The organism is Nocardia sp. NBC_00403, from assembly GCF_036046055.1.
Classification (GTDB): domain Bacteria; phylum Actinomycetota; class Actinomycetes; order Mycobacteriales; family Mycobacteriaceae; genus Nocardia.
The window spans coordinates 2,364,586-2,389,123 of record NZ_CP107939.1 but is presented as its reverse complement, the minus strand read 5'-3'; the positions used below and the strand labels follow the sequence as shown (position 1 = coordinate 2,389,123).

Genomic DNA, 24,538 nt, shown 5'->3' with positions numbered 1-24,538 from the left:
TCCGACGCAAGGAGGTCCCGGCAATGAAGGCATTCGCACGGATTCGACAAACCCTGCTCGCGATTCGGCAGGCGAAGCGAAACCGGTCCGATCTACTCGGCTGGCTCATCCGACGACCACAGGTCCTGATGAGCACGATCGGGTACGAGACGGCCATGCTGTTCAGCAATCGACTGGATCCGAAGCTCAAGGACCTTGCCGAATTGAAAACCGCCGGCCTTGTCAACTGCGAGTTCTGCCTGGACATCGGCTCCGCGGTGGCCCGGTCGAGCGGCCTCACCGAGCAGCAACTCACCGACCTGCCGCGTTACCGAACCAGCGACGCCTACAGCGACCTGGAGAGACTCGTCATCTCCTTCGCCGAAGCCATGACCGCGACCCCGGCCACCGAGCTCGACGACCTGCGCACCGCCTTGCTGGCACAGCTGACCAAGGCACAGGTCACCGAGTTGGCCACCACCATCGCCTGGGAGAACGAACGGGCCCGCCTCAACCAGGGCCTCGGCGTGCGTCCAACCGGAATGGCGGACGGCATGGCCTGCGCCCTGCCGGAGCGGCCTGCCGAGTAGGGCTTCTCCGGCGCACAGCCGACGCACCCGCGTGCATGGCCGATCCTGCGATCGCCGACGGTAGGCAAACAAGTTGGCTGCAACAGAACCTGATTGACTGGCCTGGTGTTCCGATTGATGTTTCACGAGCCTGCCATCCCGGGGAATACCGGCAATGCGATCCGACTGGCCGCCGGGACCGGGTGTGAGCTGCATTTGGTCGAACCGCTGGGGTTCGACCTTTCGGAGTCGAAGCTGCGACGGGCCGGGTTGGACTACCACGATCTGGCTTCGGTGACGGTGCACGAGAATTTGGCGGCGGCGTGGCAGGCGCTGCGGCCCGAGCGAGTGTTCGCGTTCACTACGCAGGCCCGGACGCACTACACCGAGGTGACCTATCGGAAGGGGGATGTGCTGTTGTTCGGCACCGAGCCAACCGGTCTGCCCACGGAGGTGCTTGCCGACTCGCATATCACTGAGCAGTTGCGGATTCCCATGCTGCCGGGGCGGCGGTCGATGAACCTGTCCAACGCAGCCGCGGTCACCGTGTACGAAGCTTGGCGGCAACTCGGTTTTCCCGGCGGGGTGTAAACGCCTCGTCCCTTATCCGGGAGCCCACGAATTTCAGAGGTCGACTTCGAAGCGTTTGAAGCGCGAGGTCGCGCCGGCGGCCAGGCGGACAGCGGATTTGGGAACGCCGTAGTGCTCGGCAAGCAGCTCGATGGCGGCCTTGTTCGCCTTGCCTTCGACGGCGGGGGCGCGGACGTACAGCTGCAGAGTGCCGTCGTCGAGGGTTTCGACGAGCGGGCCTTTACGGCTATTCGGTTTTATCGTCGCCCTTACCACTGTCGACACCTGCCGCTCCTGTCTCGCCGCTGGTATCGGGGCTCTTCGAGGTGGCCGCAGCCTTCGGTTCGGGCACCGATTCCGCCGCGACCGCCGGTTTCTTCGGCGTGGCCGATTCTTCCGTAGCCGTCGCACCTGGTTTCCGGCCGGGCCGCCGCACGATGCGCACGATGCCCCAGACCACCGCGCCGACGACCACGAGGAAACCGAGCCACGGAATTGCCTTGCCGCTGAAGACAACCGCGTCCTTCAGCCAGTCCATCAGCGAGTGCCAACCCGAGACGATGCCGTCCCAGAAATTGGTCGGCCCGTCGTCGTCGGACTTCTTGTCTGCGGTGGTGATGTCGATGGTCAACGTGGACAGCGAGACCTGGTCGTCGAGGTGACGTTTCTGCGCGGTGAGACTGTCGAGTTCGCCTTGGCGGCTGGACAAAGCGCTTTCGGCGGCAATGAGATCCGCGGTGCTTGTTGCGCCGGCGATGAGTGCGCGCAGCCGGTCGACCGAGGCCTGGAGCGCCTTGATCCGCGCGTCGAGGTCTTCCCACCGCATTGTGACGTCATCGCGGTTGGTGCTCACCTGGGTGACGCGGCCGAGGCCGCCGAGGCCGTCGATGAACTTGTCCGTCTTGTCCGAGGGCACCCGCACCGTGAGCGTGGCGCTCGGGTCGACGTCGTCGCTGCCCGGTTGTTCGGTGCGGCTATCGATCCGGCCGTCGAGCAGCCGCACCTGATCGGCAACCTTGCCGGCGGTGCCGACCGGGTCGCTCGCGGTGAGGGACACGCTGCCGGTGACGACCTCCTTACGCAGCGTGATCGACGCACCGCCTTGCCCACGGTTGTCCTGTTTCGTCGCCGGGCCTTGTTCGCGCAGCCCTGGCGGCGCGATCGCGGGTGCGGGAGCGACGGCGGTGGCCATGGTCGACCCATCCGAGGCGGAGCTGCCGTTGTCGTCACCGCACCCGACGAGCAACGTCAAACCCAGCAGGCCGGTCATCACGACAGCAAGCTTGCGCATGACCGAAGACTAGCCGCTGCAGTGAGTTCGGTCACCGAGCTCGCCACCCGGGTTATCCCGCCGGTGCGACGCCGACCAGCCTGACGAGGAACCTTTCGATCTGATCGGTGAGCGGCGGCCACGGCTGGTCCGGCTGGTTGAGTCGGATCGATACCGCACCGTGGACTGCCGCACGCAGATCGAGCGTGACCGACGCCGCGTCGTCGGCGGCGGCCTGGCGATCATGGATATCTTCCGGCTCGACGGCGGAAAGCTCGCCGAACATTGGGATGTCATCCAGCCGATCCCGGCGGATTCCGTCAACCAGAACGGAATGTTCTGAGCGTCAACGGAAGTCGCGAGACTTCGCCTCGATACGCAGGTCCATGCGCTGCAGATGCTCGGCGACCACGCTGACCGCACCTTCGGCGTTCTGGACGCGGCCGCGGATGAGGAGAGCAGGGGCGCCCTGGGCCAGGCGGCGGTAACGGGTCCACAGGCCCACCGAGCAGACGACGTTCACCATGCCGGTTTCGTCTTCCAGGTTGAGGAAGGTGACGCCCGCGGCGGTGGCGGGGCGCTGCCGGTGGGTGACGGCGCCGCCGACCAGGACTCGGGAGCCGTCGGGGACGGCGAGCAGGCCGGAGGCGGGGATGACACCGAGGGCGTCGAGTTGGGGGCGCAGGAATTCGGTGGGGTAGCTGCCAGGTGAGACGCCGGTGGCCCAGACGTCGGCGGCGGCGAGTTCGAGCTCGCTCATGCCGGGCAAGGCGGGGGCGGTGGTGGCGGCGCCGGTGCCGGGCAGGCGATCGGGACGTTCACCCGCGGCGGCGCCCGCCGCCCAGAGCGCCTCGCGGCGAGTGCTGCCGAGGCTGCCGAGCGCGCCCGCCGTGGCGAGTGACTCCGCTTGAGTGACAGTGAGTTCCACGCGGCCGGTGAGGTCGACGAAGGAGGTGTACGGCACCGACCCGCGGGCCGCGACAATGCGTTCGGCGAGATCGGCGCCGATGTGGCGGATTGCCGCGAGGCCGAGGCGCACCTGGGTGCCGCGCTGCTCGAGAGTCGGTTCGGCGCGGCTGGCGTTGATGTCGGGACCGTGCACGAGCACCCCGTGCCTGCGGGCATCGGCGACCAGCGACTGCGGAGAGTAGAAGCCCATCGGCTGGGCGCGCAGCAAACCGGCGCAGAACGCCGCGGGATGGTGCAGCTTGAACCACGACGAATAGAACACGATCGAGGCGAAGCTCTGCGAATGGCTTTCCGGAAAGCCGAAATTCGCGAAGGCATAGAGCTTTTCGTAGATCCGGTCGGCGATCTCGCCGGTGATGCCGTGCAGCTCGCGCATCCCCTCGTACAGCCGGTCCTTGAGTCGCTCCATGCGCTCCGGGGAGCGTTTGGAACCCATGGCGCGGCGCAGCTGGTCGGCCTCGGCGGCGGTGAAACCGGCGACATCGACGGCCATCTGCATGAGCTGCTCCTGGAACAGCGGTACGCCGAGGGTACGCGCGAGCGAATTCCGCAGGGCCTCATGGTCATAGGTCACCTCTTCGAGCCCGTTGCGGCGGCGGATGTAGGGGTGTACCGAGCCGCCTTGGATCGGACCCGGTCGAATCAGCGCCACCTCCACGACCAGGTCGTAGAATTTCCGCGGTTTCAACCGGGGCAGCGTGGCCATCTGAGCGCGTGACTCCACCTGGAAAACGCCCACCGAGTCGGCGCGCGACAGCATTTCGTAGACGGCGGCTTCCTTCAGGTCCAGCTTGTGCAGCTCGACCGTCTCCTCCTTGTGCTCGCGCACCATATCGATCATGTAGTGCAGTGCGGAGAGCATGCCGAGGCCGAGCAGATCGAACTTCACCAGATTGACCGCGGCGCAATCGTCCTTGTCCCACTGCAGCACACTGCGGCCGGGCATCCGCGCCCACTCTACCGGGCAGACATCGGCGATGGGCCGGTCGCAGATCACCATGCCGCCGGAGTGGATGCCCAGATGCCTCGGCAAACCCTCGATTTCGGTGGCCAACTCGAGCACCTCCGCGGGAATGTCGGTGCCGGTCTCGCCACCGACGCCGGTCCAGCGGCTCACCTGTTTGCTCCACGCATCCTGCTGGCCCGGCGAAAAGCCCAGTGCGCGTGCGGCATCACGCACCGCGGACTTACCGCGGTAGGTGATCACATTGGCCACCTGAGCGGCATAGTCACGACCGTATTTGGTGTAGACGTGCTGGATCGCCTCCTCACGGCGATCGGATTCGATGTCGACATCGATATCGGGCGGGCCGTCGCGCTCTGGGGAGAGGAACCGTTCGAACAGCAGATTGTTGGCGACGGGGTCGACATTGGTGATGCCGATCGCGTAGCAGACCGCCGAGTTGGCCGCCGAACCACGGCCCTGGCACAGGATGTCGTTGTCCTTGCAGAAGGTGACGATGTCGTGCACCACCAGGAAGTAGCCGGGGAACTCCAGCTTGTCGATCACGGCGAGCTCGTGCTCGATCTGCTGGTATGCCCGGGGATTTCCCGCTCGTGGACCATATCGGTCGGCAGCGCCCGCGAGTGTCAGCTCACGCAGCCACGACTTCTCGTCGTGTCCAGCGGGCACATCGAACGGCGGCAACCTCGGTGCGATCAACTTCAGATCGAAGGCGCATTCGCGGGCGAGCGCCACCGCGTTCGCCACCGCCTGCGGACAGGCGGCGAACAGCTGCGCCATCTCCGCGCCGGAGCGCAAGTGTGCACCGCCGGTGGGAGCCAGCCAGCCTGCGATCTCGTCCAGGCTCCGGCGCGACCTGATCGCCGCGAGCGCCATGGCGCGGCGACGCTGGCCGGGTCCGGCGAAATGCGCTCCGGTGGTGGCCAGCACGGGTAGACCGAGCCGGTCGGCCAGCGCGACGAGATGGGCGTTGCGCTCGTCGTCCTCCGGAATGCCGTGGTGAGTGAGCTCCACGCTCACCCGGTCGGCGCCGAACCGTGCCATCAGATCGCGCAGGGCCGCTTCCGCCTCGGCGAGGCGAGTGTCGCCCGCACCGAGGTCACGCTCGAGGGCTTGGCGGACATGGCCTTTGCGGCAACCGGTCAGGATGTGCCAGTGCCCGTCCGCCGCAGCGGTGAGCGCGTCGAGGTCGTAGCGGAGAATGCCCTTCTCCCCCGCGGCCATGTGGGCGGCCGCGATCTCACGCGATAGTCGCCGATACCCCTCTTGGCCCCTGGCGAGTACGAGCAGATGCGGACCGGCGGGGTCGGGCGAGCCGGTGCGCGGCGCCGAATCCGCGCCTGCGGCCTGCGCCGCCGCCTGCCGCTGCGCACCGAGTGACAGCTCCGCGCCGAAGACCGTGGGCATCCCCCATTCCTTGGCCGCCTCCGCGAAGCGCACGGTTCCGTAGAAGCCGTCGTGGTCGGTGAGCGCGATCGCCGCCAACCCGAGCCGGACCGCCTCCTCCACCAGTTCCTCCGGCTGGCTCGCCCCGTCCAGGAAGCTGTAGGCCGAATGCGCGTGCAACTCCGCATACGGCACCACCGGCCCCTCGGCGGGTTCGACCGGCTCGGCCCGATACGCGCCGCGCTTGCGCGACCACGCCGGACTGTCGCCGCCGTCGCCGGGGTACATCGCCTCCGGGTTGGTCCGGCCGGGACGCCCGGACAGCACCCGCTCCAGCTCCGCCCAGGTCGGTGGACCGTTGCTCCAACCCATGACATATCACCTCCTCAATTCTCGAACATACATTCGAAAGATTAAGAAGGGGCAACGGGGCAGCGATCTCGGAGATTCACCCGTCGCCGCAGGTCAGCCGGCCGGCAGCGACTCTTTCGACGCGGCGGTCAGCGCGGCCCCGACCCGGTCGAGCTTGGCCCGGATCACGGCGCCGTAGGCGTCGTTGGCGAGGATGTCGAGATGGCCGCGGGCGATGGCCAATTGCATACGGGCGGTGTCGAAATCGCCGACGCGGCGATGACTGTCAGCCAGGCTGAGATACAGCGCGGGGAGGAAACCGCGGAGCCCTTCGTCGAGCGGAACGCCGGGACCGAATACCGCGGCGAGCGCGCGCTGATCCCACAGCAGCGCCCCGTCGGCGGTGTCTTGCAGATCGGCAAGATGATGCGCAATCAGGCAGCGGTGCAAGGGATCTCCGCCGGCACCGATCTCGATCCACAGCTCCTCGAGCAGCCGCCGGGCCGCCTCCGGGTTCCCACTTCCGAGCCGCACCGCGGCAAATACTTCCGCCATCCGATCGTCCGCCATGCGCAGAGTATCGCACATATGTTCGAAGGATTCGAGATGCGTTCGAACGCGAGCCCTGCTGTGACGGGCCCCACTTGGCAGGTAAACTTACTTAAGAGTAAGTTCGTGCCAAATCGACCTGCAAAGGAGCAGCGATGACCCGAGCATCCGCTGACGACACCGGCCCGCGCGGTCCGGCCCGGCGCAACCGCCGCGACCTCACCGGCCGACACATCCTCATCACCGGCGCTTCCTCCGGCATCGGCCGGGCGGCGGCACTTGCCGTCGCGGACAAGAAAGCCATCGTGTTCCTGCTCGCGCGCCGTGGCGACGAACTCACGACCGTGGTCGAAGAAATCAGAGCCGAGGGCGGCATCGCCTACGGATATCAGTGCGACATCACCGATTCCGAATCCGTCGACCAGGTCGTCAAGGCCATCCTCGACGAACACGGTCACGTCGACATGCTGGTCAACAATGCCGGCCGCTCCATCCGCCGCGCCATCCACCGCTCCACCGACCGGCTGCACGATTTCGAACGCACCATGGCGGTCAACTACTTCGGCGCACTGCGGCTCACGCTTGCCCTGCTGCCGCAGATGCGGGAACGCAAGTTCGGCCACATCGTCAATATCAGCAGCGCCGGTGTGCAGGTGGCCACCCCGCGCTTCGCCGCATATCTCGCGAGCAAGGCAGCGCTGGACAAGTTCACCGAGGTGGCTGCGGTCGAAACCATGGCCGACGGTGTCACTTTCACCACCATCCACATGCCGCTGGTGCGCACTCCGATGATCACCCCGAGCGGCGATCAGGGCCCGGCCGAGTCCCCGGAATGGGCGGCGGCCACCATCGTGCGCGCGCTCACCGAACGCCCCAAGCGCATCGATGTGCCACTGGGCACCTTCGCCGAATACGGCGCCCTGCTCACCCCCAAGATCCGCGACCGCATCCTGCACCGCTATTACCGCGCACTGCCCGACTCTCCCGCGGCCAAGGGTGAGCAAATGGAATCCGACCCGGAGGAAATACCGGAAACCCTTACCCCCCAACGCGAGCCACGTCCACAGTCGACGGCACGCCGCGTCACCGGCACCGCGCTGCGCCGCGCCGCCCGCTGGGTTCCCGGCACCCACTGGTGAGCGCTGCCGCGCCATCGCGCAGGGGGCGATGGCGCCGCAGCGATCAGCCCAGTACCAGGCGCGGTTCCGGGAGATAGTTGCGCGCCTGCGCGCGGACGGCGCCCCACATAGCCATGCCGAAGAACGGGGTGTTGGCGGCGATGTGCAGCTGCCCGGCCCCGAGGTCGACCACCGCGGGCACGACTATCGAACCGAAACTCATCGGCTTATTGGTCAACTTCTTCAGAACGCCGGGATGCACGCGTTCGGACACCAGCGCGGCGACGGCCATCGTGCCGCCCTTCACCCCGAACACGCTCTGCCTGCGCAGGGACCGCGCGAAACCGTCTACCTGGCGCGGAAAGTCGGCGAGCGCGGCAGGCGACACCTCGGCCACAGTGGCGACGCAGATCGTGAGCGTCATCGGATTGACCGGCGTTTCGACGGCCGAGGCGATGCCGATCAGGCTCCACACCTGACCGATCCAGTTCTGCGAGATCTGCATCCGGCCACCGGCCATGTGATGTGCGACCGCCGCGAGATACGCCTGCACCGCCGGGCTCCCCGTCGCGGTGGGGTCAAGGGCAGGAGGCTGCTGCGGTGGTGCACCATGAGGCTCGGGAGGTTGCGGGGGGTGCTGGTACCCGGGCGCAAGAGGCTGATACCCCGGCTGCGACGGTTGATACCCCGGAGCAGGAGGCTGATACCCGGGCGACGGCGACTGATACCCCGGCGGCGACTGGTATCCGGGCGGCGGCTGGAGCCCGGGCACAGGCTGCTCATATCCCGGCGGCGGTTGAAAACCCGGCGGCACGGGATTTCCGCCGGGATGCGAGTGCTGTCCACCCGGATGAGGCAGTGCCCCTTGCATATTCGGCCCCCACATTGGATTTGTCATCAAGCCCTCCCTCGGCGAACACTCCAGCGGCCCGTAGGTTACCCGCCACTCGAGATTCGGCGATCCCGAGCGTTAATCGTCGGCGAGAAGCTGGATTTCGTCGGCGACCACCGCGGTCACCGGCTTCGGCGCCGCGCCACAACTGGCTTGACGTGGAGCGAAGGCCACCGAGCGTGCAGTCACACGCCAACGACGGCCATCACGGTGAGTGACCACCGCTGCGCCTGCCAGCGTCGGGTCGGCCGAGGCACTCGCCACCGTGGGGGCGGTCGTGGGCGCCACCGGAGCACCGACCTGCGCGGAGGCCGACACAGACCCTGCCGAGCCCTCGACCAACGCAGAGGCCGGCACAGACTCTGCCGAGGCACCCACCGGCACAGAACCCGACGCAGACTCCATCGAGGCACCCATCGGGCCGAAGGTAGTTGCGGTGGGCTCGAGTTGTACGGCGAGTTCGTCGGTAGCTGCGGAAATCTGTTCGCGCACAGCGAGTTCGGCGACCTGTTCGATGGGCTTGTAGCAGCTGCGGCCGCGAAGACCGGTCATCGAGACCTCGCCGCGGGTGGCGGCTTCGATCGCTTGCCTCGCGCCGGCGGCATCGAGACGGCCGTAGGTCAGGCCGGAGGGCAGCAGGACCACAGCGGGGGCGAAGCGGTGGCCGCCGGTGTGCGAGCACTCCCACGCGCGGCCGGGGTATTCGGCGGCCAGGCTCGCGGCGATCGGGCGGCCGAGCAGCGCACAGCATTGGTCGCGTTTTCCGTGGGCGCACACCAGGACGAGCGGATCGTCGACGGGTGCACCGATTCCCGGTGGCGGACCGTTGAGCGAGTGCAGATCCAGGTCGAGCAGCTGCTTCAGATCGGTGATCTCGAAGCGTTCGCACCACGAACCCTCTGGCCGCGAGCTTGCGATCAAAACCGTTCTGGCACCGGTGAATTCACTGCGCCCCGGCCGCCGGATCAGCGTCGGACGGACCTGCGCCGCCTTGGTGCGGGCCGCCAGTTCGGCAGTGATCTCCGGCCCGAGCACCTCGTCACCGATGACATCGCGGCCCCACGCACCCGGCTGCTCGACGCACAGCCAGCCGGTCACCCGAGTCGCGGTACCCGGCAATGGAATATCGGCGGTCGCCGCCGAACACAACATGCCCTCGAATCCGCTCATCGGCGCGTCACGACCCGTGCCACGTCAGCCCAGCTTGCCATCGGCGAACTTCAGCACGAACTTCTCGATACGCCGCGCTCGCATCTGGTTCAGCGAAACGTGCACCAGTCCCTTGTCGCCGAATCTCGGCCATACCCCGTCCACCGAGGCGTGGTTGTCCACGAGCCGAGCACGGAACGACTGCTCGTCAAGAAAGAACAAGACCGAATGGTCGAGTGCGGACATCGCTTTACTGTAGATCTTGCCTGGCAGTGCCGATACCGCATCGACGGCAATAAGCAACTTCTGTTGACTAACTCCTGCGAGAAAGAGGATGGATTCCTCAGTACATCGCGAGGAACGGAAGGACGGCGGCCTCGAATTCACGGTAGCGGTCGCGGTGGATGCTGTGGCCGCAGGAGAACGCCGTGACTGTGCAGTCCGGGATGCCGGTACGCATGATGGCCAGTTTCTCCGGGTCGACCATGCCGCCGGGGCCACCGCGCAGCACCAGGGTCGGTGCGGTGATGTCACGCAACCGGTCCCACCATTCCGGGTGGGGTTTGCGGAATTGTTCCAGCGCGGTCCGCGTCATCGAACGGTCGAAAGCCAGCACTGCGCGTGGGTGCCGGATCAGGCTGGTAGCGGCGTGCCAGAGTTCGGGCACGGTCGGAAAGCGGCGGGTCAGCGTCATTTCTTCGTCCCCGGAGCGCAGCGGCAGCGGGCATTCCTCGATGACGAGACGTCGTACCAATTCCGGCCGTTCCTGCGCAACGCAGGACACCGCGTAGCCGCCGAGCGAATGTCCGACCAGGTCCACGGTGCTCAGACCGAGTCGGTCACACAGTTTCAGCACATCGGCGCCGAATTCGCCGAACAGGTAGGAGTCGGTGTGGGAACTGCGGCCGTGCCCGCGCAGGTCGGGGATGATCACCCGGCGGCCCGCCTGCACCAACGTGTGCGCGAACCGATCCCAGGTATGCCCATCCCCACCCATGCCGTGCACGAGCACTACCGGAACGGCATCGAGCGAGACCGCCCCCAAATCCCGGTAGGCGATCTGTACGTCATCGAGCACAGCCCGGCTCACGGTCGGATCCACGATCTCCGAGGATACCGAGGGCACCAGGCACCGACTCCCGACTTGTTGCGGGTATCACTCCCAGACGCACCATCGACCACACCGAGTCCCAGGAGCACCTCCGCAACAGCCCGGGGCTTGATCATCAGGACGAGTGCGGACTCGCTACGCGTGGCGATCGGTCGCGCGCATCCGGCGGAAATCGGCTGGCGAGTGCCGCACGGTCCGGGCAATACTTCGCTCCATGCCGTCCTTCGCGGATTTCGACCGCCGTAACTATCCCACCGTCGACGTCGCCACCGGATACGACGGGTGGGCTCCGACCTACGAGCAGACCGTCATGGACGAGATGGACCTCGCACTGCTGGCGCGGCTGCACCATCCGGATTGGGCGCGCGTGCGGCGCGCCGCCGATCTCGGCTGCGGGACCGGCCGCACCGGCGCTTGGCTGCGCGGTCGTGGGATCACGAATATCGACGGCGTCGATATGAGCACGGGCATGTTGGAGCTGGCCAGGACCCGCGGTGCGCACACCACGCTGGCGCGGGCAGACGTTCGTGATACCGGATTGCCCAGCGGCGCTTACGATCTGGTGATCTCCTCGCTGATCGACGAGCACCTGCCGAAACTCGAGCCCTACTACGCAGAGGCATGGCGGCTGGCCGCGCCGGGCGCTTCCTGCGTCATGGTCAGTTACCACCCCCAGTTCATGATGGTGACCGGGATGCCGACGCATTACACGACCGCATCGGGTGCGCCGGTCGCGATCAGCACCGAGTTGCATCTGGTAAGCGCGCACATGTCCGCGGCGCTGGCGGCGGGCTGGGTGCTCACCGAAATGGTCGAGGCGCTTGTGGACGACGCCTGGCTGGCGGCCAAGCCCAAATGGGCGGACCTGCGTGGTCATCCCTTCACCATGGCCATGGTCTGGACGCGGCCCGGTCAGTCGTAAAGCCCTTCGGCGCGCCAGGTTTCGGAGTAGTAGATGAGGAGCAGAACGCGGACGTCGGCAGGTTCGCCTGCGAGTTGAGCCTGCGCGCGGGCCGCGACGCCGGCCGCGACGGTGGGCGATTCGGGCGTCCACCACTGCTCGTCCACCGGCCATGGTCCAGCCCAGCCCGCCAAGTGCCAGTTCCGGCTCCCCCAGTGCAGGCGGGCCGGGTCCGCGGTGAACAGACCACGGTCGGTGACCTGGACCGGGGTGCCGTCGGCCGCTTCCAGGCGCACCGCGGGACGGTTCACCAGGATTACCGCGGGCGCGGGCTGGGGCATGCGGCCCGGCCAGGGCAGGGCCGGGTCGGTGGCGGGCACCGGCTCGTCGCCGAGCGCGACCATGGTGATGCGTTCTTCGGGGCCGCGACCACCGCTGAGCACACCGACCTGCACCGCCTCGCCGCCGAGCAGGCCCTGCACCCGGATCAGGGCGCGACGAGCCCGCTCGTCCTCCTCCCCGACCCCACCCCACAGCCCTAGTTGGAGCGCACCGGAGGCCACCACTTCGACGGGTTCCAGTCGCAGCAGCGTGATCGGCGCGGTGGGCCTGGCACCGTCGCGTCGAGTGAGCCAGCCATCCAATTGCCAGCGCACCCGGTCGGCGGTGCCCTCGGGAGTCAGCGGCTCCGCACACCGCCAGATACGCGAAAGTTGTTCGCCTGATTGAGTTTCCGCGAATACCGACAACCGGGTGCAGGACACCGAGGCCGCGGCGAGCACGGCGTGCAATCGGGTGGCGAGCATGCGACCGGCGAAGGCGGCCGCATCGATTCGATCGATCGGCGGATCGCAGCGGTACTGCACCGTCAGATCCGGCGGCGGACGACGAGCCGACGGCGGGCGCTCGGGCACGCCACGCGCGCTGCGGTGCGCGAGCACGGCGTCGGCGCCGAAGCGCGATCCGACCTCGACCGAGGTCAGCGCGGCAAAGTTACCGATCCGTCGTAGTCCCAAGCGGTGCAATAGATCGACCAGGTCGGCGCGCTCCGGCGCAGCCAAGCTCGGCTCGACGGCGAGCTCGGCTATCGGCAGTGGAGCAAGGTATCGCGCGCCGTCCCCCGGCGGCACGATCACGCCGCGCCGTGCCGCGATCACCGCCGTGGACAGTTCGTCGGCGATCCCGACCTGAGCTTCCACCCCAACCGCGGCCACCGCATCGACCAGTCGCTCCGCGGCCACCTCCTCGGATCCGAAGAACCGCGCCGCGCCGCGCGCACCGAGCACAAGCAGCCCCGGCCGCAACACCTCCACCCCAGGCACCGTCGCATCGACGGCCGCGACCACCGGCTCGAACAACCGTGCATCCCGATCCGGATCAGACTGCACGATAAGAAGATTCGGGCACCGCGCCTGCGCCTCACGCCGCCGCAGCCCGCGCCGCACCCCTTCGGACCGCGCGATCGCCGAACACGCGACCACCTTGCCCGCCGCCAGCACCGCCACCGGGCGAGTCGCCGGAACCTGCGCCACGACCGCCGCCGCAACCGCGGGCCAATCCAGGCACCACAGCGCCAGCACCCGCGAACCGCTGCGCACCCGGCCCGGCTGAATCACCGTGCCACGCCCCATGAATCGGCCGTATCGTCCGACCTCGCCCATCCGCGTCCAAGCGGCCCGACGCCCCGGTCCCGATGCGCCGGGCAGCGTGCAGGTCGGCACATCGGGCCGCGGCCATGCGTATCCGACCTCGCATCAGCGAGCGACACCACAGGCCCGCTCGGCTCACGGTGCCGCACCACGCACATCGGGCGTCACCTCACTTGCCGGATCTACCGCCCCGAATGACACACCCTCGAAGTACGCGCTCACGATGCCGCACCGCGCGTGTCCGGCGTTTCCACTGTCGCGTCGAGGGTTTCGAGCGACACCCATTCCACTCGGCCCGCGCGCGGGCGCAGCGCTATCCGACCGCGGCGAGGCGGTCCCGCCTTGCTACGGACATCGACTTCCAGGCATACCGAGTGGAGCCTGCCACGGCCCGCGCCGAGGCCCGCGTATCCGGCGACCCTGGTGTCCAGACGAAGCGACGGATTGGCCCAGCCGCCATTGGTGACCACCAAAGTGGCTCCCTTATTGCGAGTGCGGGCGGCGATCACGCGAGCCCGAGCGGGCGGGACGGCGACGCCACCGAGGCCGAGCACCACCAGATCGAGGCCGTCGAGCAACACTGCGGCCACCTCCACCGGATCGGGGCCGGGATCGGCGACGACCGCCAACCGCTGGAGCTGAGCGCCCATCTCGACCGCGGCGAGCAGACCGAGCCGTGGCACCCCGACCACCGCGGCGTGCCCACCGCCCTCGGTCACCGCGGCCAGCAAGCCCGCCAGCAATGAACTCGTCCCGTTGTAGGCCACGACCGAGCCCTTGGCCAGGCCGCCATCGGGCAATAACTCCGCAAGAGCAGGCGGAACCGCAAGCGATTCACGACGCAGTTCGGAGCCGAGCGGGATCCGCTCGGCCGCCGCCGCACCACGACCGGGTATCGCCGCCATTCGCCTGCGCAGCTCATCCAGCGTCGGCGCATCGCCACGCGCCACGCCCGGCGGCGTCCGATCCCGCCCGACTCCCGTTCGGGATTCCGCATCCGCACCCATCTCTACCACCTACTTCCCACGATGGACCCGACGGCGAAGCATGCGGGGCAACCCCTTCCTGTCAGCGGAAGCAAGGGCCAGCACCGATCCAGCTATCGATCAGTATCGAATATACGTTCGATACTTTCATTAGTAGAAACCCACCCCCGGGATCCGTCAAGAGCACGCCGCGAGTACTGTCACGCGCACTGCGAGCCCGGTATGGACGAGCGCTGAAATCACCGTCCGTGGCTGGCGAACTCTCGACTCGAATCAGGCCAGCTACCACCGAATTCGGATACCCTGCACCCATGATCGATCGCCCCCGCCCCATTGTCGGCCCGGATTATCTGGTCGCCGGCCGTTACCGCCTGCAGTCGAAGCTGGGTGGTGGCGGCATGGGCGCAGTGTGGCTCGCGCACGACCGGCTGCTGAACCGAGAGGTCGCCATCAAGCAGGTGCTCTCCACCGCCGGCCTCGGCGAAGCGGAGGCGAACGCGATCCGCAGCCAGATCATGCACGAGGGACGGGTGGCGGCGAAGCTCTCGCACGAGCACGCCATCGCCGTCTACGACGTGGTGCTGGAAGCGGGCGAGCCATGGCTGGTGATGGAGCACCTGCCCTCGCGCAATGTCGCGAAGGCATTGTCGCTGGTCGACACGCTGCCGCCGATCGAGGTGGCGCAGATCGGCGCCCAGGTCGCCGATGCATTGGCCGCCGCGCATGCCGCGGGCATCGTGCACCGCGATATCAAGCCGGGCAATATCCTCGTCGCCGACCGCGGTCCGGTCGTCGGCATGGCCAAGCTCAGCGACTTCGGCATCTCGCGCGGCGCGGGCGAAGGCTCCGACGACCCGGACGGCGTGATCACCGGCACCCCCGCCTACCTACCCCCCGAGGTGGCGCGCGGCGCACAGCCGACCGAGGCGAGCGATGTCTTCTCCCTCGGCGCCACCCTCTACACCGCGATCGAGGGGCAGCCGCCGTTCGGTCTCGACGACGACACCGATGTCCTCGTCACGCGCGCGGCGATGGCGCAGATCATTCCGCCGACCCGCAGCGGCATGCTCACCAACGCCCTGCTGCACATGATGGAACCCGCACCGCAGCGGCGGCCGACAATGGCCCAGGCAAGGGACGAAATCCTCACCGCCGCTTTCGGTCCCGGGACCGGGCCCTACATTCTCGGCGCTCCGGTGCGCACCGAGGACGGCACGATTCCGGCGTGGGCGGCGCGGAATTCCGCATCGGGACTGCGCAGTCCGCACTCGACGCCGCTGCCGCGGCCGCATCGCACCCCAGCAGTGGGGGTGAGCGCACCGGCACCCCAGCGCGCCAAGCCGCCGCAGCCGAGCATGGCACCGCTGGCGATCGCCGTCGGCCTGCTGATCGGCTTGATCATCATCATCGCCGTTCTCATCGCGGTGATGTGAGCGCATTCAGTCGATGCGACGGCGGTGCGCCCAGCGGGTCAGCGCATTGCGATTGGACTGCTGGGTTTTGCGGAGCACGTTGGAGGCGTGCGTCTCCACAGTTTTCACCGAAATGAACAGGGTTTCCGCGATCTCGCGGTAGGTGTAGCCGCGCGCGAGCAGGCGCAGCACCTCCAGTTCGCGCGGCGTCAGCGAATCCAGTTCCGGATCCAGCGGCGGCTCCGGCACCGGCGACTTGCCGGTGAACGAGTCCAGGACGAACCCGGCCAACCGCGGACTGAACACCGCATCGCCACCGGCAACCCGGCGGATGCCGTCGGCGAGTTCGGATCCCGAGATCGTCTTGGTCACATAGCCGCGCGCGCCCGCCCTGATCACCGCGATCACATCCTCGGCGGCGTCGGACACACTCAGCGCCAAACACACCGGCCCATCCTCGATCCCGGAAAGCACCGCGACCCCGCCGCCCTCGGGCATGTGCACATCGAGCAGCACGACATCGGGCTTGGCGGTATTGATCCCGGCAACCGCCTCGGCCACTCCACCGGCCTCCCCGACGACCTCCATATCGGGCTCGCGGCTCAGCTCCGCCCGGACACCCGAACGAAATACGGCGTGATCATCGACGAGAAAGACCCGCACGGCCACCTACTTCTCCTCTACCTGTCGGTGGATCGCCCACCCTGACTGCCGGCCACTCTCGGGCTGCCCGCACTCAATCGGTACCACAAGACTCACCCGGACCCCCGGGCTTCCTGATCCATCCGCGACAATCGACACACCAACCGCGCGGACTGGGTCACTTTCCGGGATGCACCGGCTGCCGAACCCGGTCTGCCATTTCGGCAGCGGTCGGCGCGGACGCGTCATCCTGATCGTCGTGACCACCGGAGTCATTGCGCGGCATGATGATCCGCACCTCGGTGCCCCGGCCGGGGTTCGACAGAATCTCCACCTGCCCGCCGCGTCGTTCGATCCGGCCGCGGATGGATTTCGCCAGACCCTGCCGATCCTGCGGGATGGCCGCGATATCGAACCCGGCGCCGCGGTCGCGCACGAAGACACTCACCTGGTGTGGCTCGGTCTCCGCGAACAGGTCGATATCCGGGACTCCGGCATGCTTGGCCGCGTTCACCAGGGCCTCCCGGCTCGCGCCGAGCAGGGCGGTGAAATGCTCCTTGGGAAGGCCCGCTCCGGTGTCGCCGGGATCCATCGAGACATCCCCGACGGTCACCGGGGTGACCTTCACCCCGTGCTGGTCCTCTACTTCACCCGCGATCGTGCGCAAGGCCGCGGCCAAACTCGACTGCGCGGGGCCGGCATCCTCGAAAAGCCACTTCCGCAGTTCGCGTTCCTGGCCGCGGGCCAGCCGGGCCACCTCCTGCGGGTCGTCGGCCTGCCGCTGGATGAGGGCCAGGGTCTGCAACACCGAATCGTGCAGGTGCGATGCGATCTCCTCGCGTTCCTCATTGCGGATACGGGCCGCGCGTTCGGCATTCAGCGCCCGCATCATGCGCAGCCACAGCGGCACCGTCAGCAGACCGGCCCCCACCAAGGTGACCGCCACCGCGATCAGCGCGGACCCGAGGGAACTCAGATCGATCCTGGCCAGCACCACCACACCGAGTCCGAGCACGATCAGCGTGACCCCCGCGACGATGCGCGACCAGGTCACCACCGACGGACGCGCGGGCAGCCCGAGCAGCGACCGCGGACCATCGGTGTCGTATTCGCGCCACACCAGCGCCGCACCGACCGCAACCACCACGATCGGCATGATCACCTTCGCCGCGGTCCCGCTGAGCAGCCACGACACCGCGACCGCCAGCCCGATCCCGAGCAGCGCGAGCCCGATCCCCTGCCGGCGCTCCGCACCGGAAGGCCGAGCCGCATCCGCACCGCCCGGGGTGAAGATCCACAACAACCCATAGCCGACGATGCCCGCCCCGGCCAACGCAGACAGCAGCACAAATGCCATCCGCACCTTGAAAACGTCGATCCCGAAGTGATCGGCGATACCGCCCGCTACCCCGCCGACAATCCGCCCACCCGAGCGCCGCACCAGCCGCGGATACGGCGACAGCCTGGGATCGAACACCGGTATCGACCCCGATCCGCCGGGCACGCCGAATCCCCGACCAGGGTCGAACCCCCGAGCAGGGTCATATCCCCGGGCAGCATCGAACCCACGGGCAGCATCGAACGCGGGCACAGGCGGGTACATGCTTTCGATACTGGCACGCCCCACCGACACCCGACCATCAGGAAACACCCTGATCTTCGCTGGTTGTGACTACAGGGCCGTTGTCGCATACCGGTCATATTCGTCACCAGCGGTGAGATCGACATGGTCGATATGTGACAAGTGAGGTGGAAATCGACAGCGAGCTGCCCGCTGGGTCAAGCTGTCGGCAGCTGGTCGCGGATATGCCTGGCCTGCCGCGAGTACAGCGGCCAGCGCATCGCGACCAGATCGAGGATGGTCATGATGAGCATGGAGTCCTCCGACAAAGTCGGTGGTACCGGGGGCCGCAACATATCCTCTACGTCGTTGAGGAAGCGGGCCGATTCGTCCTCTTCCATTCGAGCTGCGTCGCGAGTGAGCCCCTCTAACTGCGATCGATCGCCTGACCGATAGGCGGCGATTCGCAATTGCGGTCCGATCTCCTCGTCCAATCCGAATTCCTCAGCAAGAGCGGACATTTCAGCACGCCCCAGGTCACCGGTACGACCCAGTGAACCAATCGCGTACCGCCGCACCGAACCGAGTTCTTCAACGTCGCGCACACGCCCGACCAGTGCGGCGGTCGCCCGCCCCGGATAGCCCCCCAACGCCTCGGAGATCGAAGCGCGAACCAGCCACGACGTCTCGGTGCGCAGCAGGTCCACGAGCACGTCGACCGCGAGATCGTACCGAACGATGCCGAGCGCCTCGGCCGCTTCGTTGCGAACCATCTCGTCCGAATCCGACAGCATCCGCACCAGCACCGGACCGACAACCGGAACCTGCGCCACACCCAGGTATCCGATTGCCCGCACCGCTTCACTACGAACGGCGACATCACGCGAACCGACAAGCGGCAGAATGTCGGCAACAGCCGCACCATCACCGAGCTTGATCAATTCTATCAACGCACCGACCTGCCGATCAGGATCACCTGACATCAGCGCCGAATCGAGCGGGGAACTTCCGCCGTCCACCTGTCCTCACATTCTTCGATCACGGTCGATTTGAGTGGACTACTCAGACACCGCTGTGCCTATCGCCCACCGCCGCCACTGGAGTGGCGGCAATCGTACTGCTTCTGCGTTTTCTTGATCCGCTGTCGCCGCTTGGCATCGCCGTCTGCCTCGTCCCACAGCTTCGCTAGAGCCTCGCAAGCGCCGGTGGCAGCACCGGATTGAATCAGCGCACGCATCTCGTTCTCAATTCCCGAGTCGGCCACTCGCTGCTTTCCACCCTTCGCCATTTCGGCGACGAAAACACCGGCGACACTAGCGGCGACAAGTGATGCTATGTCGTCCAACGATGTTTGAATATCGAGAGGATGAGCAGCGTTCACGGCTGCGGCTATTCCCACGCCGACCTCGAGGGCCTGGAACAATCTACAGATGTTCCATAGGTTACGAATCCGCGTCGCAGCGGCGCCGATCGCAGCTGCCCCGGCGGTAGTCCCGGCGGCGGCCTCGGCTTCGGCGGGGCCCAGGGTTGCCAGACCCACCGTCAGGATCTCGGTCAAGGCAATCACGGCCACCGTGCCGGCCGCAATCCAGAACAGCTCCTTCATCAAGCTGCTGACGTGACCGTCCAGGTCCGACCTGAACGCCACCAGATTCGTGTGATGATCACCGACCGACCCGGAAAGAGCCACCGATACCGACGCGATGGCGGCTGCGCCGTTGGACAAGGTGGTGAGGTGGGCCTCAACATCAGCAATATCCGGTGCATCGGTTTTGGCCGAGTGGATGTCGGTGATGATCGCCTTGATATCAGCCTGCGCGTTCTTGACGGCCGGGGATTCGGCGAATTTCTTCCAAGCGTCCGCGGCGGATTTCACGCGATCGGTGTCGCCGTTCGGCACCGTGTATCCGATCTGATCCAACAGGCCGGGCACGCTGGTATCAAGCCCTTTGGCGGAGCCGCCGAAAGCTGACGGCGGCGGGCTGATGTCGTTTTGGAACGCAATACCCTGCGGAACATGGAAGGGCTGCGAGGGCGCGGCGCCTTTCGCCGGGTCCGGATTCGCCTTCCAGTTCGAGTAAACCCAATTGTTTCCCGCAGTGTTCAGAATGTTGGAGAAATTGGCGAGAGCGTTCGACAACGACGCGCAGGTGCTGAGAAGATCCGCTGTGTTCTCGTCATAGTCGGCAGCCCAACGGGCCACCTTGTCATAACTGCCCGCCATCTGCCCGGAATCCTGCAGCGAGTTCCATAGCGTCGACAGTGCGGAAAGGACCGCACTGTTCACCTTCCCGCACTTGGCAGCGGCGTCGTAGTAAGTCTGTGGATCGATGTTGACGGCCACCTACGACTCGCCCCGCATCATCTTGGAGTTAACCTCCGCAGCTTCGGAATACGCCCCGTGGGCCGACTTTGCCGCGTCGCTCATGTCGCGGATGCCTTCTGCGAACTCCCGCGCACCCGAAATCCACTGCTGATGGGCATCCGAATACGCCTGTGCGGCAATACCTTCCCACCCCGTGCCGCGCAGGGTCGCGATCCGGTTGTCGATTTCATCCAGGTGGTCGGCGATAAACGCGGCCAACCCGGACAGCCGGGCAATGATCTGCTCTAGTTCGTCGAGGTCGACGGCGAAAGGATTGGTCACGACAGTTACGGCAGATCGAGGCTGGAGTTGGATAGGGCACCCGCATTGGATTCGTCACGGCGCTGGTAGGTTTCGGCCGTGACACCGAGCTTCTCGGCCAGTCCCGTGAGGGCGGAGATGATCTGCCTGCCGCCGTCGCTGACTTCATTCCACCCGGTATTGAAACCGGTGGCCGCGTCGCCGGTCCAACTGCTTGTTGTCAGGGATTCGACCTCACGAGCAGCGGAGTCGAGCGCCGCTCCGAGAGCATCGGCGAGACCGAACACGTAGGTACCGACGTCACGGACTTGATCAGGAACGACTGACAACGCTTGGCCGGAACCAGGTGTCCCCCTGGAGCACTCATAACTCCGAACTCTACCAGCCGGTTCTTCGTTGTGCCGGAATAGATTTCGCACGTAGGCTTCCTCGCTGGGCGACGTCGACCTGCCACATCGTGCAATGATTCGGGCCGATGAGCCGGGCGGAGATGACCGGGAACTAGTTGTCACAGCGGTGCGCCGAGTTCGCGACCGAATTGGAGACGTTGTCCACCTCGTTCGAGGCGAGGTTCGGCTACCCAGCGGGTGAGAACAAGGTTCGTCTCGCTGACAAGGCTGATGGGGATCCGACAGGTCAGCTGACTGCCGTTCCCATCGCCGCTGCCGACCTGATCACGTTCTACGGTTACGTGGGAGAGGTCGTGATGAGCGATGTCGGGAACGGCTACTTCATTCACCCCGCCTGCCCTCGTCATGATGTCCCGGTGGACAAACTTCTGGTGCTGGTCAACGGATTGCCGGGCTCGGGCAAATCGACGCTGGGCCGGTCATTGGCCGCAACGCTGGGGGCCCAGTTCCTGTCCAAGGACGTCGTGAAGGAGGCACTGGCCGACTGTATCGACGATATGGTCGTCATCCCCGCAATCGGCGGGATCGCCATGGACGCGGTGTGGGCACTCGCGCGGGCAACACCGACAACCATTGTCATCGACTCGTGGTGGTTCAAACCACGCGACTTGCCATTCGCCGAGGCAGGCATCGAACAGACGCGGGCCGACCGCGCTGTCGAGGTGTGGTGCAACGTCCCAGCCGAGGTAGCAAGGGCCCGCTATGCGAGCAGACGCCGTCCAGCCCTGTATCAGGACCAGCAGCACCTGGTCGACGACTGGCAGGTGTGGGCCGAGCAAGCCGAGCCACTCGGCATCACACCCACACTCGTAGTCGACACGACCCAACCAATCGACTGCACCGCTCTTGCCCAGCGAATCGAGCTCGCAGCAAGTCCACGCCGGACGAGCTGAACGCAACCGGAGACCGATTTTCTCGACCGGTCCGCGAGACAAAAGGCTGTCGGCACCGCGATGTATCGCCCTACCCGAACAGGGCCCGGCGTTGCCTGAACCGCTGTTCGAAAGATTTGATGTATTCCGATCGATTGACGGAAGAGGACGTTTCTTCGAGTTCCCCATCGTCCGCAACGTAGTAGAAGCGGTCTTCATCGCCGCGATGACGCCCAATTGCGGGTGTGTACACGATCCAGCCCACACTGAGCCGCTCGGCCACCAACTGTCCCGGTGCGGACTTACCGGAGTCGGAATTGCGGCTGAGTATGTACTTGCGGACATTCACAACCGCTTGCACCTGCGGCATCGGATCGATGTCATATACAGAGGTATCTTCGGCCATAGCTGCCGGAGATACTGTGTGGTTCCGCTCCTGGGCATGACCGTTCTCTTCTGGAGACGACGGCAGCGAATCATTGGTGTACTGCTGGTCCGCTGACGGTGTTGCCTGCGCAGCGCTGGCAGTAGTATCCGCCGCCGGGAGCGGGCTCACTCGGCCATGTATGACTCGTGGATCGTCCACGTAGACACGATTGCCGGCGGCCGCTGGATGCGCGGCGGCGCCTTCGCCGGCCGATGTTTCCGAATCATTCAATCGCCCGAAGGGGTACGAGACCAGTGGAGTCTTCGTCAGCACGATGTTCTGGTGATCGCGGGACACGGTGTACAGCCAGTCCTGAGATCGTTCGTTCATGCCGGGGTCCTCTTTGCTGGATACGACAAGAATTGCCCGAAGGAGCTGAGTTTCAGCGTACGTCGATGACCCGTCGATCTAGCCCCTCGGCTGGGAAGCGCGCCACGCCAAGGCGTTCTGTCAGTGCGCTTTTCCGGTATCCGCTAGGGCATGTCCTGTGGAACCGCGGTGAGGCTTCGCCGCTCGCCGGAATGATCCACAAGACAGGCCCTGAAGGCGTTCCCACCCAGGTGACGCGCTCGCCCGACGGTTCTACCGGGCCGTTTCCGTCCAGGTGACCGGCAGTTCGTGGACGCCGTAGATATTCATGTCGGTCTTGAGTTTGACCTCGTCGGCGGGAATGGCGAGCTCGAGGGTCGGGAAGCGACGCAGCAGTCCGTCGAAACCGGCGCGCATCTCGATGCGGGCCAGCTGCTGGCCGAGGCATTGATGGACACCGTGGCCGAAGGACAGGTGACCGCGGGCCTTGCGGTGGATATCCAGGGTGTCGGGGTTGTCGAAGCGCTGGGGGTCGTGGTTGGCGGCCAGCAATGAGACAACGACAGTCGATCCCTTGCCGATTGTTTCACCGCCGAGTTCGATGTCCTCCGTGGCGTAGCGATAGAAGATATCGGCAACGGACAGGTAGCGCATGAGTTCCTCGACAGCATCGGGGACCAGCTCCGGTTCAGCGCGCAGTTCGGCCAGCTGGTCGGGGTACTCGAGGAGCGCGAAGGTGCCCAGTGCCAGCATGTTGGCGGTGGTCTCATGGCCCGCGAGCAGCAGCAGGAAGGCGATGCCGGTCAGCTCCTCGATGCTGAGGTCGTCATGGCGGGCCAGGTCGGACAGTATGTCTTCGCCAGGGGCGGCGCGCTTGTGCGTGACCAGTTCGGCCAGGTACGTGGTCATTGCGCCGAACGCGGCCATCTTCTCGTCGAGCGACTGGTCCTTGACCAAGAACTTGGCGGAGTTGACCTGGAAGTTCTCCCGGTCCGCGTAGGGGACACCGAGCAGTTCGCAGATCACCAGCGAAGGCACCGGCAGCGCGAACTCCTTGACCAGGTCGACCGGCGGGGTAAGGCGCGCCATCGCGTCCAGTTGCCGCTCGGCGATGTCGATGATCTGCTCTTCGAGCATTTTCATGCGTCTTACGGTGAAAGCGCCGGTGAGCTTGCGTCGCAGCCGGGTGTGGTCCGGCGGGTCCATGGCGATGAACAAGCCCGGCAGCTGCGGGGACGGCTCGGTGGCGACGGGCATACCGGGGGTCTCGTACGGCACGTGGACAACGCCGATGTCCTGGCGGGAGCTGAACCGGGTGTCGGCCATGAGCCGGCGGACCGCGTCGTAGCCGGTGACGAGCCAGCCTTCGTGACCGTCGGGGAAGACCATGGGACTGACAGGGCGAGCCTCGCGCAGCCGGGTGATCTCGCGGGGCGGGTCGAAGGGGCCCGCATTGCGCTCCAAGGGGAGGCCGTTGGGGATGGGAACCGTGTGAGTCATCGGTTTTCCTTTCGTAGCGGTTGTTGCGCCGGAGACATGGTCTAGTCGTCGGAGACGATGGTGATCGCGCCGGACGGGCACACCTGGGCGGCCTCTCGGACGGCCGGCTCCCGCTCGGGCGCGGGTGTGAGGTCCAGCGGCACCACCCGGCCGTCCTCGGTGTCCTGGTCGAATACTCCGGGGGCGGTCAGTGCGCACATGCCGGCGCCGATGCAGCGCTCCCGGTCCACCTCGAGTTCCATCAGTTACCCCTCCTCCCAGGTGACCGGGAGGAAGCGCACGCCGTAAAAGCCATCGAGGATCGTCTTGTCCCTGTACGCCTTCCGCAGGCCAGAAGCTGCAATTGCTGAACTATTCATATGAACA

At 66.4% G+C, this 24,538-nt stretch carries 26 protein-coding genes; 7 read left to right on the top strand and 19 right to left on the bottom strand.

All coding sequences use genetic code 11. The features are described from left to right. Positions 1-23: 23 nt before the first annotated feature. On the top strand, positions 24-569 hold the full coding sequence (locus tag OHQ90_RS10370) for a carboxymuconolactone decarboxylase family protein (protein ID WP_328409485.1): 546 nt from the start codon (positions 24-26) through the stop codon (positions 567-569). Between the two features lie 105 nt (positions 570-674). After that, the gene (locus OHQ90_RS10365) at positions 675-1,139 is read left to right on the top strand and encodes a tRNA (cytidine(34)-2'-O)-methyltransferase (protein WP_328409483.1); all 465 of its coding nucleotides are present in this window, start codon (positions 675-677) and stop codon (positions 1,137-1,139) included. A 33-nt stretch (positions 1,140-1,172) separates the two neighbouring features. On the opposite strand, the gene OHQ90_RS10360 is transcribed toward OHQ90_RS10365, so the two are convergent. Continuing rightward, entirely contained in the window at positions 1,173-1,403 is a 231-nt protein-coding gene (locus tag OHQ90_RS10360; RefSeq protein WP_328409481.1) for a DUF167 domain-containing protein, read from the bottom strand. Next, positions 1,366-2,409 carry a DUF4349 domain-containing protein gene (locus OHQ90_RS10355; RefSeq protein WP_328409479.1) on the bottom strand — a complete coding sequence of 348 codons (1,044 nt, stop codon included), beginning with the start codon at positions 2,407-2,409 and terminating at the stop codon, positions 1,366-1,368. The genes OHQ90_RS10360 and OHQ90_RS10355 overlap by 38 nt, the downstream gene beginning before the upstream one ends. Positions 2,410-2,569: 160 nt before the next feature. On the opposite strand from OHQ90_RS10355, the gene OHQ90_RS10350 reads away from it, so the two are divergent. After that, on the top strand, positions 2,570-2,731 hold the full coding sequence (locus OHQ90_RS10350; RefSeq protein WP_328409477.1) for a nuclear transport factor 2 family protein: 162 nt from the start codon (positions 2,570-2,572) through the stop codon (positions 2,729-2,731). 3 nt (positions 2,732-2,734) lie between these two features. On the opposite strand, the gene OHQ90_RS10345 is transcribed toward OHQ90_RS10350, so the two are convergent. Further along, positions 2,735-6,079: an error-prone DNA polymerase gene (locus OHQ90_RS10345; RefSeq protein ID WP_328409475.1), complete on the bottom strand. Its 3,345-nt coding sequence runs from the start codon at positions 6,077-6,079 to the stop codon at positions 2,735-2,737. 93 nt (positions 6,080-6,172) lie between these two features. Then, complete coding sequence (locus OHQ90_RS10340; RefSeq protein ID WP_328409473.1) at positions 6,173-6,628, bottom strand: hypothetical protein; 456 nt, start codon at positions 6,626-6,628, stop codon at positions 6,173-6,175. A gap of 134 nt (positions 6,629-6,762) precedes the next feature. On the opposite strand from OHQ90_RS10340, the gene OHQ90_RS10335 reads away from it, so the two are divergent. Further along, on the top strand, positions 6,763-7,746 hold the full coding sequence (locus OHQ90_RS10335; protein WP_328409471.1) for an SDR family NAD(P)-dependent oxidoreductase: 984 nt from the start codon (positions 6,763-6,765) through the stop codon (positions 7,744-7,746). A gap of 43 nt (positions 7,747-7,789) precedes the next feature. Here the strand turns inward: OHQ90_RS10335 and OHQ90_RS10330 are convergent, their stop codons facing one another. The 4 genes from OHQ90_RS10330 to OHQ90_RS10315 all read right to left on the bottom strand — a co-directional run bounded on the left by OHQ90_RS10330 (position 7,790) and on the right by OHQ90_RS10315 (position 10,868). After that, complete coding sequence (locus OHQ90_RS10330) at positions 7,790-8,278, bottom strand: hypothetical protein (protein ID WP_328409469.1); 489 nt, start codon at positions 8,276-8,278, stop codon at positions 7,790-7,792. Positions 8,279-8,695: 417 nt separating this feature from the next. After that, positions 8,696-9,787 (bottom strand): sucrase ferredoxin, encoded by a 1,092-nt coding sequence (locus OHQ90_RS10325; protein ID WP_442941366.1) that lies wholly within the window; start codon positions 9,785-9,787, stop codon positions 8,696-8,698. Positions 9,788-9,811: 24 nt separating this feature from the next. Then, positions 9,812-10,012 (bottom strand): hypothetical protein, encoded by a 201-nt coding sequence (locus OHQ90_RS10320; protein ID WP_328409467.1) that lies wholly within the window; start codon positions 10,010-10,012, stop codon positions 9,812-9,814. A gap of 97 nt (positions 10,013-10,109) precedes the next feature. Beyond that, on the bottom strand, positions 10,110-10,868 hold the full coding sequence (locus OHQ90_RS10315) for an alpha/beta fold hydrolase (protein WP_442941365.1): 759 nt from the start codon (positions 10,866-10,868) through the stop codon (positions 10,110-10,112). 223 nt (positions 10,869-11,091) lie between these two features. On the opposite strand from OHQ90_RS10315, the gene OHQ90_RS10310 reads away from it, so the two are divergent. Beyond that, positions 11,092-11,799 (top strand): class I SAM-dependent DNA methyltransferase, encoded by a 708-nt coding sequence (locus tag OHQ90_RS10310; RefSeq protein ID WP_328409465.1) that lies wholly within the window; start codon positions 11,092-11,094, stop codon positions 11,797-11,799. On the opposite strand, the gene OHQ90_RS10305 is transcribed toward OHQ90_RS10310, so the two are convergent. After that, positions 11,790-13,409, bottom strand: coding sequence for a DNA polymerase Y family protein (locus tag OHQ90_RS10305; RefSeq protein ID WP_328409463.1), 1,620 nt, complete (start codon positions 13,407-13,409; stop codon positions 11,790-11,792). The two genes, OHQ90_RS10310 and OHQ90_RS10305, sit on opposite strands and share 10 nt — an antisense overlap. 236 nt (positions 13,410-13,645) lie before the next feature. Then, positions 13,646-14,434: a hypothetical protein gene (locus OHQ90_RS10300; protein ID WP_328409461.1), complete on the bottom strand. Its 789-nt coding sequence runs from the start codon at positions 14,432-14,434 to the stop codon at positions 13,646-13,648. A gap of 290 nt (positions 14,435-14,724) precedes the next feature. Between OHQ90_RS10300 and OHQ90_RS10295 the strand changes: the two genes are divergently transcribed. Further along, positions 14,725-15,846 carry a serine/threonine-protein kinase gene (locus OHQ90_RS10295; protein ID WP_328409459.1) on the top strand — a complete coding sequence of 374 codons (1,122 nt, stop codon included), beginning with the start codon at positions 14,725-14,727 and terminating at the stop codon, positions 15,844-15,846. Positions 15,847-15,852: 6 nt separating this feature from the next. On the opposite strand, the gene OHQ90_RS10290 is transcribed toward OHQ90_RS10295, so the two are convergent. From OHQ90_RS10290 to OHQ90_RS10265, 6 genes are all read right to left on the bottom strand, one after another. After that, positions 15,853-16,488 (bottom strand): response regulator transcription factor, encoded by a 636-nt coding sequence (locus tag OHQ90_RS10290; protein ID WP_328412751.1) that lies wholly within the window; start codon positions 16,486-16,488, stop codon positions 15,853-15,855. A gap of 157 nt (positions 16,489-16,645) precedes the next feature. Beyond that, positions 16,646-18,070: a PspC domain-containing protein gene (locus OHQ90_RS10285; protein ID WP_328409457.1), complete on the bottom strand. Its 1,425-nt coding sequence runs from the start codon at positions 18,068-18,070 to the stop codon at positions 16,646-16,648. 176 nt (positions 18,071-18,246) lie between these two features. Further along, the gene (locus OHQ90_RS10280; protein WP_328409455.1) at positions 18,247-19,011 is read right to left on the bottom strand and encodes a HEAT repeat domain-containing protein; all 765 of its coding nucleotides are present in this window, start codon (positions 19,009-19,011) and stop codon (positions 18,247-18,249) included. Positions 19,012-19,106: 95 nt separating this feature from the next. After that, a complete protein-coding gene (locus OHQ90_RS10275; RefSeq protein ID WP_328409453.1) occupies positions 19,107-20,372 on the bottom strand; it encodes a polymorphic toxin type 34 domain-containing protein in 1,266 nt (421 codons plus the stop codon). Further along, a complete protein-coding gene (locus tag OHQ90_RS10270) occupies positions 20,373-20,675 on the bottom strand; it encodes a WXG100 family type VII secretion target (protein WP_328409451.1) in 303 nt (100 codons plus the stop codon). A 5-nt stretch (positions 20,676-20,680) separates the two neighbouring features. Then, positions 20,681-20,983, bottom strand: a complete 303-nt coding sequence (locus tag OHQ90_RS10265; protein WP_328409449.1) for a WXG100 family type VII secretion target — start codon at positions 20,981-20,983, stop codon at positions 20,681-20,683. Between the two features lie 176 nt (positions 20,984-21,159). On the opposite strand from OHQ90_RS10265, the gene OHQ90_RS10260 reads away from it, so the two are divergent. After that, positions 21,160-21,957, top strand: a complete 798-nt coding sequence (locus tag OHQ90_RS10260) for an AAA family ATPase (protein WP_328409447.1) — start codon at positions 21,160-21,162, stop codon at positions 21,955-21,957. Between the two features lie 70 nt (positions 21,958-22,027). On the opposite strand, the gene OHQ90_RS10255 is transcribed toward OHQ90_RS10260, so the two are convergent. From OHQ90_RS10255 to OHQ90_RS10245, 3 genes are all read right to left on the bottom strand, one after another. Next, the gene (locus OHQ90_RS10255) at positions 22,028-22,693 is read right to left on the bottom strand and encodes a hypothetical protein (protein WP_328409446.1); all 666 of its coding nucleotides are present in this window, start codon (positions 22,691-22,693) and stop codon (positions 22,028-22,030) included. A 252-nt stretch (positions 22,694-22,945) separates the two neighbouring features. Continuing rightward, positions 22,946-24,172, bottom strand: a complete 1,227-nt coding sequence (locus OHQ90_RS10250; protein WP_328409445.1) for a cytochrome P450 — start codon at positions 24,170-24,172, stop codon at positions 22,946-22,948. 41 nt (positions 24,173-24,213) lie between these two features. Then, on the bottom strand, positions 24,214-24,414 hold the full coding sequence (locus OHQ90_RS10245) for a ferredoxin (protein ID WP_328409443.1): 201 nt from the start codon (positions 24,412-24,414) through the stop codon (positions 24,214-24,216). Positions 24,415-24,538 lie beyond the last annotated feature (124 nt).